Below are 13,368 nucleotides of genomic sequence, written 5' to 3' on the forward strand. Positions count from 1 at the left end.
TTGCAACGGAGGTTGTTGTGCTCAGGATCGGTTACAAGGCATCGGCGGAACAATTCACCCCCTCGGCCCTGCTGGAATTCACCTGCCTCGCTGAAGCCGCCGGCTTCGATTCCGTGTTCATCAGCGACCATTTCCAGCCCTGGCGCCATACCAACGGCCATGCGCCCTATTCCTTCGCCTGGATGGGTGCCGCCGGTGCTCGTACCAACCGGGTACTGATCGGCACCAGCGTGGTGACCCCGACCTTCCGCTATCATCCTTCCGTGGTGGCGCAGGCCATTGGCACACTCGGCTCGATGTTCCCGGACCGCATCATCCTTGGTGTCGGCACCGGCGAATCGCTGAACGAAGTGCCAGCCATCGGCATTGAATGGCCGGGCTTCAAGGAGCGTTTTGGCCGCCTGAAGGAATCCATCACCCTGATGAACCGCCTGTGGCGCGAGGAGCGCGTCAGCTTCGAGGGCGAGTATTATCGTACCGAGAATGCCACCATCTATGATCGGCCGGAAAATCCGGTGCCGATCTATGTTGCCGCTGCCGGCCCCACCGCCGCCACGCTCGCCGGCAAGGTTGCCGCCGGCTTCATCTGCACCAGCGGCAAGGCGCCGGCACTCTACCGTGAAACCCTGCTGCCGAATGTCTCGGCAGGCCTCGAAGCCTCGGGCCGCGCCGCCGACAGTATCGACCGCATGATCGAGGTGAAGGTATCGTTCGACACCGACAAGCAGCGCGCCCTGGAGGATACCCGCCATTGGGCCGCGCTGGCGCTTTCCGCCGAGGAAAAGACCAGCGTGGAAGATCCGCTGGAAATGGAGCGGCTGGCCGATGCCCTGCCGCTGGAGCGCGCCGCCAGCCGTTGGATCGTCTCCAACGACCCGGACGAGCAGGTGGAGCGTATCCGCCCCTATGTCGAACTCGGCTTCCGCCACCTGGTGTTCCATGCCCCGGGGCCGGATCAGGCGCGCTTCATCAAGCTGTATGCCGAGCAGGTGATACCGAAGCTGCGGGCGGCTTTCGGCTGAGCCGGAACAGCAATATACTGCCGGCCATGATCCATGTGGATGTGAACATGCACGGCGAGCTGCGGCGCTTTCTGCCCGATGGCGCTGCCAGCCTGCGCCTGGCCCTGCCGGATGAAACCCGCGTCGCCGACCTGCTGGAACGACTGCAGGCGCAGCATGATGTCTGGCTCGCGGCGATCGACAATGTCGCCGTCCCGCTGTCGGCTCGACTCAATGATGGCGCTGCGATCGATTTCTTCCCGCATATGGAGGGCGGCTAGGCCGCCGCTGGTTCAGGACCTGCATGTCACGCCGCATGACACTCACCGCGCTTGCCGGCCTGCCGACCATCCGACCGGGTGATGATCTCGGCGCCTTGCTGGCCGAAGCGATGCATGGCAATGGCATCGAGGCCGCTGATGGCGACGTGCTGGTGGTGGCGCAGAAGATCGTGTCCAAGGCCGAAGGCCGCCTGGTGCAGTTGCGCGATGTGACGCCTGGCGAACGCGCTGAAGCCTTGGCGACGAAAGCCGGCAAGGACCCGCGCGTGGTGGAGCTGATCCTGCGTGAATCCGCCGATGTCGTGCGCTGCCAGCCCGGCGTTATCATCGTCGAGCATCGTCTCGGCATGGTGATGGCGAATGCCGGCATCGATGCCTCGAATGTCGAAGGCAGCGAGGCCGATGAAGCCGTACTGCTGTTGCCGGAAGACCCGGACCGCAGCGCCGCCGGCCTGCGCGCGGCCTTGCAGCGGCTGCTGGGACGCGATATCGGCGTGGTGATCAACGACAGCTTTGGCCGCGCCTGGCGCAACGGCACCATCGGCACCGCCATTGGCGTCAGCGGCCCGCCGGCTTTGTGGGACATGCGCGGCATCGCCGACCGCAATGGCCGCAGCCTGCGCCATACCGAGGTGGGCATCGCCGACGAAGTGGCGGCGGCAGCGTCGCTGCTGATGGGCCAGGCGGCGGAAGGCCTGCCAGCCGTGCATATGCGCGGCTTCCCGCTTTCCTTCCGGCCCGGTGATGCCAGCGAATTGCTGCGGAGCAAGAAGCATGACTTGTTCCGCTGAACCGAGGAAAGCCACATGATTGCCGCCCTGGCCGGTGGCGTTGCCGCCCTTGCCGGTGGCGTTGGAGGCGCGCGCCTGTCGCGCGGCCTGGCACGCCTGCTTGGCGACCACCTGAGCGTGATCGTCAATACCGGCGATGATTTCGAGCATCTCGGCCTGCCGATCAGCCCGGATCTCGATACCGTGACCTATACCCTGGCCGGCTGCGCCAATCCGGAAACCGGCTGGGGCGTTGCCAATGAGAGCTGGAATTTCATGGCGCAGCTCTGCGAACTCGGCGGGCCGGACTGGTTCCTGCTCGGCGACCGCGACCTCGCCACGCATGTGTTACGCCGGGAATGGCTCGGCCAGGGCGACACCTTGACCCAGGTGACGGCACGCCTCTGTCAACGCCATGGCATTGCCAGCCGGATCCTGCCGATGAGCGACGACATCGTGCGCACCCGCGTGCAGACGGCGGAAGGCCTGCTGGACTTCCAGGACTATTTCGTGCGCCGCCGCTGCGACGTGGCCATCAGCGGCCTGCAATTCGATGGCGCGCGCGAAGCCCGCGTGCCAGCAATGGTAGCTGAAGCCATCGCGGCAGCCGCAGCCATCATCGTCTGCCCCTCCAACCCCTATGTCAGCATCGACCCGATCCTGGCGGTGGGCGACATGCAGGCGCGGCTGCTGGCCGCCAAGGTACCGCGCGTTGCGGTATCGCCGATCATCGGCGGTGCCGCCGTGAAGGGCCCGGCGGCGAAGATGATGCGCGAGCTGGGCCACACACCCTCGAGCCTCACCGTGGCGGAGAAATACAGTGGCCTGCTGCATGGCCTGGTGATCGATAAGGCCGATGCCGCCCTGGCCGATGCCATCGCGGCCACCGGCCTGGCGGTGCGGATCACCGATACGCTGATGCGCGGACCGGAAGACAGCGAGCGGCTGGCGGCTGAAGTGCTGGAATTCGCCCGTTCGCTGCCGGTGGGTGGCTGAAAAATGCTGCCGCTGGTGCTGATCCCCTGCCGCCCCTTCACCCAGGGCAAGAGCCGGCTTGCGCCTGTGCTGAACCCGGCTGCACGCGAAGCGCTTTGCCGGCGCTTCCTGCACGACACCCTGGCGCGGATCACCGCGCTGGTGCCCAAGCCAGACATCCACGTCGTGACTGCCGATAGGGAAGCCACTGCCATGGCTGCAGCGGCCGGCATTTCCACTCTCGACGAAACGCAGGCCGGCCTGAACGAGGCCTTGAGCGGTGCCATCACGCAGCTAGCGCGGCAGCGACAGGATTTCGCGCAACGCAGCCTGCTGCTGTTGCCGACCGATCTGCCGCTGGCGACACCGGCGGCATTGCGGGCGGCCCTCGATATGCCGGCGGATATCCTGCTGGTGCCGGATCATGCTGGACAGGGAACCAACCTGCTGCGCCTCGGCCCCGGCATCGCGCCGCGTTTCAGCTTCCGCTTCGGACCCGGCAGTTTCCTGCTGCATCAGGCGGAAGCGGCGCGCCTCGGCATCACCCCGCACCTGCTGCCCGAGCCAACCTTGGCCTGCGACATAGACACGCCGGAAGACTATGCCGCCTGGCAAGCCGTGGCCGAGCCGACTGCCCTCGGGCAGCGTCAGGCCGCGACCTGAAACCGCGGTGACAGCAGGCCCGGCGTTTCCACGCGGAAACTGATCAAGCTGCCTGGCTCGGCGTTCTTAGCCAACGAGGTGACGAATACCGTGCGCAGATCCGGCCCGCCAAAACAGGGCATGGTCGGCGCCGCCACCGGCAGCTTTATGCTGTCCAGCAACCGGCCATCGGGTGCCAGCTTGTTGAGGCAACCGGCACTTACCCCGGCACTCCAGTAGCAGCCCTCGGCATCCACGGCGGCACCATCAGGCAGACCGGATGCTTCGTCGCATTCGCGCAGCAGGCGCCGTTCCGACAAGGCCCCGGTGGCGCGATCGAAGGCATAGCTTGCGATATAGGGGCCGCGCGTGTCGGCGTGATACAGAATGCCGCCATCGGGGCTCCAGGCCAGGCCGTTGGAGGCCTTAAGGTCATCCAGCACAAGCTGCGACTTGCCCTCGGGCGTGACGCGGTAGAGGGCGGCGGTGGGCTGGCGCGGCGAGGCATCGTGGATGCTGCCGATCCAAAAGCAGCCATCCGGCCCCACCTTGCCATCATTCAGCCGGTTCATCGGCCGGTCTGGCTCGGGCTGCACCAGGAAACGCAGCGCGCCGGTATCGGGATTGAACAGATGCACGCCACTGCGCAGGGCGACGACCAATTCACCTTGGCTAGCCAGTCCAATACTGCCCACGGCACTGGGCATGGCGGAATCGGCAAGGCTTCTGCTTGCCCAGTCGTAGCGCAGGATTGCTGGGGCCAGGATATCGACGAACCACAGGCATTGCCGCTGTTCGTCCCAGACCGGCGATTCGCCAATCTGCAACGGCCGATCAATCAGACGCTCGAATTCCATACCGGCCATCTACCTTTCTTGCGCACAACCAGATAGTCGCATGAATACAGCACCCGCGCCACCTGCTGGAACAGCGCCAGCTTTTTTCAATTTTACAAACACGAATCGAATCGTCACCTGCAACTCAAACAATGTCTCGCAGACCAACTTATTTCATCTGATTCAGAAGCGTGATTTCCACATATTTCGGATGTTAGACTTTGTGCGTTCACATTTGCAGCCCAGTTGCACTGCTGGTTTTAGGGGGAAGATTCCAATGCTGAGTATGTCAAAGAATCGTGTTTTTACCTGGGTCACAGCGGCGCTGGGGGTCTGCGCCGTTTCGCTGGCGATGATGCCGCTTGCCGAAGCGCAACCGATGCGCCGCCAAGGCATGCAGCAAGGCGATGGCAACGCCCCTGGCGGTATGCATGGTGGTGGCCAGGGTGGTGGGGGACAGGGCGGCGGCCAGGCTGGCCAAGGCGGGATGCCGCGTGAAGAAGGAGCTGGCCCGCGAGCCAGAGGCGAGGTACCGCGCTGGATAGACACGCATGTGCATCTGGTCAGCGGCGCAACCAACACGACCGGTGACTGGGCCGGTGCAGTTCAAGTTGCCCTGGCCGATATGGACAAGAATGATATTGGCATCGCCATCGTGATGCCAACACCGCAGCCTCCAGGCAACAATCTCTACGACATTGCCGACTTCGTCGATGCGATTAAGAAGCACCCGACCCGCTTTGCCTTCCTCGGTGGTGGCGGCACGCTGAACCCAATGATCCTGCAGGACCCGGACGCCGAGACCGTGAGCGAAGCGACGCGGAAGAAGTTCACCGATATAGCCAATGGCATCTTGGATGCAGGGGCTACTGGCTTTGGCGAAATGGCGGCCACCCACCTGTCTCTTAATGAATCCCATGCCTATCATCGTGCGCGCCCTGATCACCCGCTTTTCCTGCTGCTGGCCGAGATCGCAGCAAAGCGTAATGCAGTGATTGATATCCATATGGATCTGGTGATCGAGCCGATGCCGACACAGCCTCGATTGCGGGATATGTCGCAGCGCAATCCAGCCTCGCTGGTGCCGAACTTAGCCCAATTCGAGAAGCTGCTGGCGCATGATCGTGGCGCGCGCATCATTTGGGCCCATGCCGGCATCGATCATACCGGCGAGCTGAATGTAGACGTAATCCGCCGCATGATGCAGCAGCATCCCAATCTCTACATGAGCCTTAAGACCATGCCGCAATCGCCACAGCCGAATGCACCGCTGGCTGGCGAAAGCAGGTTAAAACCAGAATGGCGACGCTTAATCGCCGAATTCCCTGATCGCTTTGTGATCGGTACTGACCGCTTTTATGGCTCGTCGGCCGTGGGCCTGCGCGCTGGTAGTGGCGGCAACCAGCGGGCTTCGGCCGGCAATATCTTCTTGGAGCGGACGGTGCCGCTTACCCAGGGCGCGCGCCATCTGCTGTCGCAACTGCCACCACAATTGGCGCAGAAGGTGGCCGTCGACAATGTGAAGACGGTCTACCGCCTGCCCTAGGCCAGGATCACCCCTGCTGCGTCTTGTTCGCGGCAGGGGTTGCATCGCCAGAGCCACGGTACGGCCGGGCCGAACCGGCGTTACCAATCCCATATATCAGACAGGCGCTTCAGTGCTGGGCACCGGCCTCGATCGCGTCGAACAGGCGGCGCAGCCGGTTGCAGGCGGCAGCGAAGGTAGGTTCTTCCAGCGTATCAAGATTGCGTGGCCGTGGGATGTCGCAAGCGATATCCTCCACCACCCGGCCCGGCGAAGAAGACATCACCAGAATGCGGTCCGAGAGAAACACCGCCTCCGGTATGCTGTGGGTGATGAACAACACCGTCTTCTTCGCATCCGTCCAGATGCGTTGCAGTTCCAGCGACATTTTCTCGCGCGTCATTGCATCCAATGCCGCGAAAGGCTCATCCATCAGCAGCAGTTTTGGGTCATGCACCAAGGCGCGGGCAATACCCACACGCTGCTGCATGCCACCAGACAACTCATTCGGATAGTGATTGCGGAAACGATGCAGGCCGACCATCTCGATCAACGCCTCGGCACGCGCGGTATACTCTTTCTGCGGCAGCTTGAGGGTGCGAACCGGCACCATGACGTTTTCCATCACGGTGAGCCAGGGCAGCAATGTCGGTCGCTGAAAGACCACACCGACATCGCGGCGCGGCCCGTTCACCGGCACGCCGCCCAGGAGAGCCTGGCCGGCGCTGGGCTTGAGCAGCCCAGACACCACACCCAGCAGGGTGGATTTGCCGCAACCTGACGGACCGAGAACCGAAACGAATTCACCATCACGGATCTTGGCCGACAGATTGCTCACCGCCGTGACCGGACCACGCGAGGACGCGTAGGTCACGGTCATACGGTCAATATCCAGCAGCACCGGCCTCTCGGTCGCCGCCGCAGTACCGCTCACCATACTCGCCCCCGCCGCACTAACCATGGATTACTGCCTTGCCTTGGCTTGCGCCTGCACCTGGACCGTGTCGAACTTGTTGAATTCCGGCACGAACTCGTTGGTGTACAGGCTGTTGATGTCGACCTGCTTGGTGGTCAACTCGCCACCATCGAACAGCACGTCGATATAGTCCTTCCAGACCTGCGGAGCGTATTCGCCGAAACGACGCGCGCCACCAATATCGGTGAAGTCGAAGTTGCGCAGCATGCGCGACTGCAGGATATGACGGCCCGAGGCAAGCTGTTCGGCTTCGCTGCCGCCGTCACCACGGGTGCTGGGATAGTATTTCCAGGTATTGCGGACGCAGAAATCGATATTCGCCTCGCAGGCCACCACGCCCTTGCTGATGGCCCGGCCGAAACCGGCCAGCAGCTTCGGGTTCGACTTCAGCGTATCCTCATGCACCATGAAGCCATTGGAGAGCAGGCCGCGATACTTCTGCGGCTGCTCCAGGCGACGGATCTTCAGGCCGGCGGTTTCGAACTGGGCGATGATCGCGTCGAAACCATTGAAGGCATCCACATCCTTGTTGGTAAGCGCGCGGATCGCCGGGGCACCAACGCCGGTGGGGACAAAATCATAGTCCTTGCCGGCAGTCATGCCCATTTCCTTGTACATGCCGCGGGTGATCGGCACATTGCCATTGGCAAGGGCACCAATGCCGATCTTCTTGCCCTTGAGATCGGCAATGGACTTGATCGGGCTGTTTTCCAGCACCGCGAATTCCCAGATATTGCTGCGCGCCGAATTGTAGAAGAAGCGCACCGGCATGTAGTCCTTGCCGGGCTGGCGGTTGATGATCACGATATCCGCGCTGGGAAAACCGATATCGACCGACTTGTTGGCTACCTGCGGTACCAGCAGCGAGGTACCCAGGAACTCGATGATCTCAAGCTCAATACCTTCTTCCTTCATGTAGCCCATCTCGATGGCCATGAGGAATGGGGAATAGCTGTAGGTAATGCGTGCCGGCGTGCCAAGCTTCACCTTCTGCTGCGCCAGTGCCGGCAGGACCGGGGCGGCAAGCAGGATGGCTGCGCCAAGCGCGCCGGTGGCAATACGTTTCAGGGCCGTGAACTTGAACGCCATAGGGATGCTCCTTGTCTGTTCGCGACGCCCAACACGGCGCCTGGTTGCTCCTGTTATTCTCTTTTGGGCGATCAGCCGGTGACTGTCTGTACGATCTGCGCCACGGTCTTACCCTCCAGGCCCAGCACATGCAGGTTGCGGCCCTCGGCGTAGAAATCACGATTGGTGAGCAGGCCGGCGAAGCGGATCACTGTATCGGCAGCCGGGGTCGGCACACCGGCGAGCGGGCCGAGGCAGGCGATGGGCACCAGGCCGCAGGCCACATCCTGCACCAGATAGCGATGCTCCAGCGATTTTGGCGCCGGGGCATAGCGGAAATGGGTACGACCCATCTCCTGCATGTCTTCCTGCAGGGTCGGGTTATGCAACTGGTAGGTCAGTTCCAGCCAATCGCGCACATTCATGATCTTGGCGCCATAGGCCGCTGCCACGGCTACGCGCTCGGCATCCAGCTTGGCGATCAGGTCGCACACCGTCGGTACCATGTTGGCGGTGTAGAAATTATAGCTCTCGTCATTTTCGACGCGACTGACATTGGTGACCATGCCGGCGACATGGAAGATCGCGCCGAGATCGACAAAGCCGGTATGCAGCAGGTTCGGCGCCGTCACCATGTTCGGGAAGGCAATGCCAACGCGCTCAAGCACTGCGGCCGAGCGCGCTGCCGGCATCGCCACCAGGTTCCAGCGCGTCTTGATCGTGGTCATGATGACCCGGTCTGGCGCCTTCACATGCAGCATGTAGGGATAGGAATCCATCTCGGCAATATCGATCTTTGCCTTGCAGCCAAGGCGATCAAGTGCAGCGCGGAACAGCAATGCGCCACCGAAATGGCCCTGGCAGAGCACAATGGTCTGGCCATCTTCGAGCAGCGGCGCCAGGTTACGCGCCACCACCGGATGATCGGTGCCGTAGGTGCTGACGATCAGCACCGCAGCGCCCTTTACAGCCGCCGCGAGATCCGTGGTTGCCATCTCCACTGGTGCGAAGGTGATATCGCGGCCTTCGACATGCAGGCCGCCAGCGGCACGCATGCCCGCCACCTGGGCATCGTCGATATCATGGATGCGCAGGCGAAAGCCGGTGATGCCGAGTTGCGCCGCCAGACCCTTGCCGCCCATGCCGGCGCCAATGATCGTGATGATGTCCTGTTTGGTGATCGAAGCCATGTTTACGTCCTGCTCTGGGGGCTTTTCTCAATTGCCGGTGATGGTGGCGTTGATCTGTGCGATGTTCTTTCCGGAAAGGCCGAGCGCGGCGAGATTGCGCCCTTCCTCATGGAAATTACGCCCGGTAAGCGCATTGGCGATCTGGATCACCGAGTCGATCACCGGTGTTGCCAGGCCGGCCACGCGGGCCAGGGCCGCCAGCGGCACCAAACCGCAGCCGACATCCTGCACCAGATAGCGATGGGTCAGTGATTTCGGCGCGGGCGCATAGCGATAATGTGTCACCGCCATTTTCTGCAGCGCTTCATGCAATGTCATGTCGCGGAAGGAATACGTAACCGCCAGCCAGGTGGGGATATCCACCGTCTTGATGCCGAAGGCCTGTGCCACTGCCAGCCGTTCCCGGTCCATGGCGAGCAGCAGGTTGCACACGCTGGGTACCATGTTATTGGCGTAGAAATTGTAAGTCTGATCGCCTTCGACCATGCCGACATTGGTGATCATGCCGCCGACATGCAGGATGCCACCAAGATCGACCAATGCCGTCTCGAGCATATTGCCGGCGGCCTGCAAGCCTGGAAAAGCGTGAACAATGCGCGCCAGGCAGGCTTCGGTACGCGAAGCCGGTAAGGCTGAAAGATGCCACTTCTCCTTGATGGTGGTCATGATGACGCGGTCAGGCGCCTTCACATGCAGCATGTAAGGATAAGCATCCATCTCGGCGATATCGACCATGGCCTTGCAGCCGGCGGCATCCAGTGCCGAACGGAAAACCAGCGGGCCGCAGAAATGGCCCTGGCAGAGCACGATCAACTGGCCATCTTCGAGCAACGGTGCAAGTTGCCGCGCCAGCGCAGGATGATCGTTGCCATAGGTACTGACGATCAGCACGCCGGCGCCCTTGACGGCCGCGGCGAGATCCGTGGTGGCCATCTCCACCGGCGCAAAAGGAATATCACGACCTTCGATATGCAGGCCGCCGGCGGCACGCATGCCTGCCACCTGGGCATCGTCAATGTCGTGGATGCGCAGCCGACAACCATCGATGCCCAATTGGGCCACCAGCCCCTTGCCGCCCATGCCGGCGCCGATGATCGTCCAGATTTCCTTACCGTTGCTCACGCCCCACTCCTCCAAACCCTACTCGGAAACCACGGTTTCGCTGCTGCTGTTACTTTCCCAGAACACCACGATGCCGTGGAACAGCCGGACCAATTGCGTGCCCGTGATGCCGATGGCGATCAGGCCGACCAAGGCAGCAAACATGGTTGCGACATCGAAATTCGCCTGCGACGTCGAGACCAGGTAGCCCAGGCCCTTGGTCGAAGCGACGAATTCGGCCACCACCGCGCCGATCAGGCTCAGCACCACGCCGATCTGCAGTCCGGCGAAGATATGACCCATGGCGGCGCGCAATTTGAGACGGAAGAAGATTTCCAGCCGCGAGGCGGAGAACACCTTCATCATGTCAATCAGCGGCTGCGGGGTCTGCTTGATGCCGACGCTGGTATTGATGAACAGCGGGAAGAAGCAGATCAGCGCCACCATCACCACCTTCGACAGCATGCCGAAGCCAAACCAGACGATGATCAGCGGCGCCAGCGCCACTTTCGGCATTGACTGCAGGGCAATGATGAAGGGATAGACAAAGCGATCGAAATTGCGCGATTCCGCCAGCAAGGCGCCGAATACGATGGCTATGCTGCAGCCGAAGAAATAGCCGATGGCCGTGTTCTGCAGCGTGAACAGCACATGCGGCCAGTAATCCCCAAGGATATAGCCCTTGTGCAGTTGACGCAGCACGGCCATCGGTTCCGGCAGGATGTAGTTCGGCACTTTGAACAGCCGGATCGACACCGTCCAGATAATGATCAACACCACCAGGGTGATCATCGGATAGACTACATTGGCTAGATTGCGACGCAGCATATCCCTCTCCTCAGCGCTGAGCGCTCAAAGCTGTGCCTATCAACGGCGGGCCTTCACATCAGCCAGTACCTTGGCGGGATCGAAGGCGTTGATGGCATCGACAAACTGGTTGGTATAGAGCGACGCAACATCAATCTGCTTGCTGGTGATCTCACCGCCGTCATAGAGCACATCGATGTAGTCCTGCCACATCTGCGGCTGGTACTCGCCAAAGCGGCGCGGCGCCTTCGGGTCGGCGAAGGTGAGCATCGATTCCATGCGCTTGGTCACCGTCGGGATCGCTTCGGCCAGGGCCTGTTCATCGGTCTTGTCCTGTGGCTTGAGCGACGGATACTGCTTCCAGGCGGAGCGGATGCAATGCGGGATGTCGGCTTCGCAGGCCAGGATGGCCTTGGCGACGGCACGGCCAAACTTGCCGAGCATTTCCGGCCGGTTCTTGATCGTATCCTCGTGCGTCATCATGCCGTTGGAGATCAGGTTGGTGTATTTCGGCGGCTGCTGCAGATAGCGCAGCTTGATCCCGGCATTAGCCAGGAAGGCAATGGTGGCATCAAAGCCGTTGAACACATCGATCTGGCCAGTGTTCATGGCGTGGATCGCCGGAGCGCCAACGCCGGTCGGCACGAATTCGTAATCGCGGCCGGCTTCCATTTTCATCTCGCGGAACATCGATCGGGCAATCGGCACATTGCCGTTGGCCAGCGCGCCGACGCCGATCTTCTTGCCCCGCAGATCCTCGACCCGCTTGATCGGGCTGTTATCCGGCACCACGAAATCCCACGGGTTCTTGCGAGTCACGTTGTAGAAGAAACGCACCGGCATGTAGTCGCGGCCCGGCTGGCGGCTGATGATCACCGCGTCGGCACCGGGAAAGCCAATATCCACGCCCTTGTTCGCCACCTGCGGGATCAGGACCGAGGTGCCAAGGAATTCGATGATTTCGACCTCCAGGCCTTCCTGCTGGAAGTAGCCCATGTCACGCGCGAGCAGGAAAGGCGAATAGCCGATATTGACCCGGGCCGGCGTGCCCATCTTGATCTTTTCCTGCGCATGCACCGCCAGGGGCAGCAGCGACAGGCCGGCAATGACAGCAGCGCGCAAGCAGGACGCGAAGGCAGAATGGGTGCGGGCAGTGTGTTGCGTCATGATCCCCCCGGATCTCCTAGGCAGTGACAAAATGCTCCGGCAGCATCACGGCACCACCGGGAAGCGAGACAGGAATTCGAGAATGCGGGCATTGGCCCGCACAACATGATCGCGCAGCAGGTTGGCGGCCTGGCGGCCATTGCGTGCCAGCAGGGCATCGACGATGTCGCCATGCTCGGCCGCCAGCAGCGCATTATTGCGCCCCTTCACCGATTGCAGGCTCACCAGCACCAGCCGCTCGGCCTGCTCCACCAATTCGCGCACCGTCGCCGCCATCCGTGCCGAACCCGAGGCATCCGCGATGGCGCAGTGAAAATGCCGGTTATAGGCCGTGAAGGCAGAACTATCCCCGCTGAAGCTGCGATAGGCCTCCAGCGCGGCCAGTTCTTCGTCGCTAGCCTGCCGGGCCGCTTCGCTGGCACAGATCGGCTCCAGGGTTTCGCGGAAACGACAGAGATCGCGGGCATCGGACAGCGAGATCGGATTGACGCGATAACCCTGGCGCGGCAGCACGGTCACCAGCCGCTCGCGCTCCAGCCGCAACAAGGCCTCCCGCACCGGCTGCTTGCTCACCTCGTAGCGTGCCGCCAGTTCCTGCTCGCGCAGCGGCTCACCTGGGGCGAGCTGACAGGAGAGCACCTCGTAACGTAGGCGGGCATAAACCGTCTCTCGCAGCAAAGAGCCTTGCTGTGAAATATCTTGGTTGTCACTCGCTACTACTTTTAGCGACATAAGTCTGGGTTATTCCCTGTATTTTGGCCGAAAACTCAACCAAAAGAAGAGGCACTGCGCTCTTTGTGAAATATCAGAGACAGACTATTGAGTCAAATCGAAATATTAGATCGGCCCCAGGCAGCCCCTTTGGGCACAATGAAAGCGGCAGAAATCCGGCATGATTCCCCCGTCCTAAGCGCATAAAAAATCATCTGCTTAAAATTCAGGCCGCCATTACTGGCGGCCTGATATGCGACGGTGCCCGCATCAAGCCTTGGCGGCGCGTCGCGCTGCTCCGTCCCGAGCTGCTGGCTC

14 protein-coding genes are annotated in these 13,368 nt (G+C 61.9%); 6 read left to right on the plus strand and 8 right to left on the minus strand.

The genetic code is table 11. The features are described from left to right. Positions 1-17: 17 nt before the first annotated feature. Genes fgd through cofC form a run of 5 tightly spaced genes read left to right on the plus strand, consistent with a single transcriptional unit; the run spans position 18 to position 3,690 of the window. Positions 18-1,022, plus strand: coding sequence for a glucose-6-phosphate dehydrogenase (coenzyme-F420) (gene fgd, locus V6B08_RS17380; protein ID WP_341983200.1), 1,005 nt, complete (start codon positions 18-20; stop codon positions 1,020-1,022). 47 nt (positions 1,023-1,069) lie between these two features. Continuing rightward, a complete protein-coding gene (locus V6B08_RS17385; protein WP_341983202.1) occupies positions 1,070-1,282 on the plus strand; it encodes a MoaD/ThiS family protein in 213 nt (70 codons plus the stop codon). Between the two features lie 23 nt (positions 1,283-1,305). Beyond that, on the plus strand, positions 1,306-2,073 hold the full coding sequence (gene cofE / locus V6B08_RS17390) for a coenzyme F420-0:L-glutamate ligase (protein WP_341983204.1): 768 nt from the start codon (positions 1,306-1,308) through the stop codon (positions 2,071-2,073). Positions 2,074-2,088: 15 nt separating this feature from the next. Beyond that, a complete protein-coding gene (cofD, locus tag V6B08_RS17395; protein ID WP_341983207.1) occupies positions 2,089-3,048 on the plus strand; it encodes a 2-phospho-L-lactate transferase in 960 nt (319 codons plus the stop codon). Between the two features lie 3 nt (positions 3,049-3,051). Beyond that, a complete protein-coding gene (cofC, locus tag V6B08_RS17400; RefSeq protein ID WP_341983209.1) occupies positions 3,052-3,690 on the plus strand; it encodes a 2-phospho-L-lactate guanylyltransferase in 639 nt (212 codons plus the stop codon). Here the strand turns inward: cofC and V6B08_RS17405 are convergent. Next, positions 3,675-4,535, minus strand: a complete 861-nt coding sequence (locus V6B08_RS17405; RefSeq protein ID WP_341983211.1) for an SMP-30/gluconolactonase/LRE family protein — start codon at positions 4,533-4,535, stop codon at positions 3,675-3,677. The two genes, cofC and V6B08_RS17405, sit on opposite strands and share 16 nt — an antisense overlap. 31 nt (positions 4,536-4,566) lie before the next feature. Between V6B08_RS17405 and V6B08_RS17410 the strand changes: the two genes are divergently transcribed. Continuing rightward, positions 4,567-6,051, plus strand: a complete 1,485-nt coding sequence (locus V6B08_RS17410) for an amidohydrolase family protein (protein ID WP_341983213.1) — start codon at positions 4,567-4,569, stop codon at positions 6,049-6,051. A gap of 109 nt (positions 6,052-6,160) precedes the next feature. Here the strand turns inward: V6B08_RS17410 and V6B08_RS17415 are convergent, their stop codons facing one another. The 7 genes from V6B08_RS17415 to V6B08_RS17445 all read right to left on the minus strand — a co-directional run bounded on the left by V6B08_RS17415 (position 6,161) and on the right by V6B08_RS17445 (position 13,017). Then, positions 6,161-6,967 (minus strand): ABC transporter ATP-binding protein, encoded by an 807-nt coding sequence (locus tag V6B08_RS17415; RefSeq protein WP_341983215.1) that lies wholly within the window; start codon positions 6,965-6,967, stop codon positions 6,161-6,163. A 27-nt stretch (positions 6,968-6,994) separates the two neighbouring features. Beyond that, positions 6,995-8,095, minus strand: a complete 1,101-nt coding sequence (locus V6B08_RS17420; protein ID WP_341983217.1) for an ABC transporter substrate-binding protein — start codon at positions 8,093-8,095, stop codon at positions 6,995-6,997. 71 nt (positions 8,096-8,166) lie between these two features. Beyond that, positions 8,167-9,264 (minus strand): NAD/NADP-dependent octopine/nopaline dehydrogenase family protein, encoded by a 1,098-nt coding sequence (locus V6B08_RS17425; RefSeq protein ID WP_341983219.1) that lies wholly within the window; start codon positions 9,262-9,264, stop codon positions 8,167-8,169. 27 nt (positions 9,265-9,291) lie between these two features. Next, positions 9,292-10,386 (minus strand): NAD/NADP-dependent octopine/nopaline dehydrogenase family protein, encoded by a 1,095-nt coding sequence (locus V6B08_RS17430; protein ID WP_341983221.1) that lies wholly within the window; start codon positions 10,384-10,386, stop codon positions 9,292-9,294. A gap of 18 nt (positions 10,387-10,404) precedes the next feature. After that, positions 10,405-11,193, minus strand: coding sequence for an ABC transporter permease (locus tag V6B08_RS17435; protein ID WP_341983223.1), 789 nt, complete (start codon positions 11,191-11,193; stop codon positions 10,405-10,407). Positions 11,194-11,232: 39 nt separating this feature from the next. Beyond that, a complete protein-coding gene (locus tag V6B08_RS17440) occupies positions 11,233-12,339 on the minus strand; it encodes an ABC transporter substrate-binding protein (protein ID WP_341983225.1) in 1,107 nt (368 codons plus the stop codon). A gap of 45 nt (positions 12,340-12,384) precedes the next feature. After that, positions 12,385-13,017 carry a GntR family transcriptional regulator gene (locus V6B08_RS17445; RefSeq protein WP_341983227.1) on the minus strand — a complete coding sequence of 211 codons (633 nt, stop codon included), beginning with the start codon at positions 13,015-13,017 and terminating at the stop codon, positions 12,385-12,387. Positions 13,018-13,368 lie beyond the last annotated feature (351 nt).

Origin of the sequence: Ferrovibrio sp. MS7 (assembly GCF_038404985.1) — a bacterium.
Lineage (GTDB): Bacteria > Pseudomonadota > Alphaproteobacteria > Ferrovibrionales > Ferrovibrionaceae > Ferrovibrio > Ferrovibrio plantarum.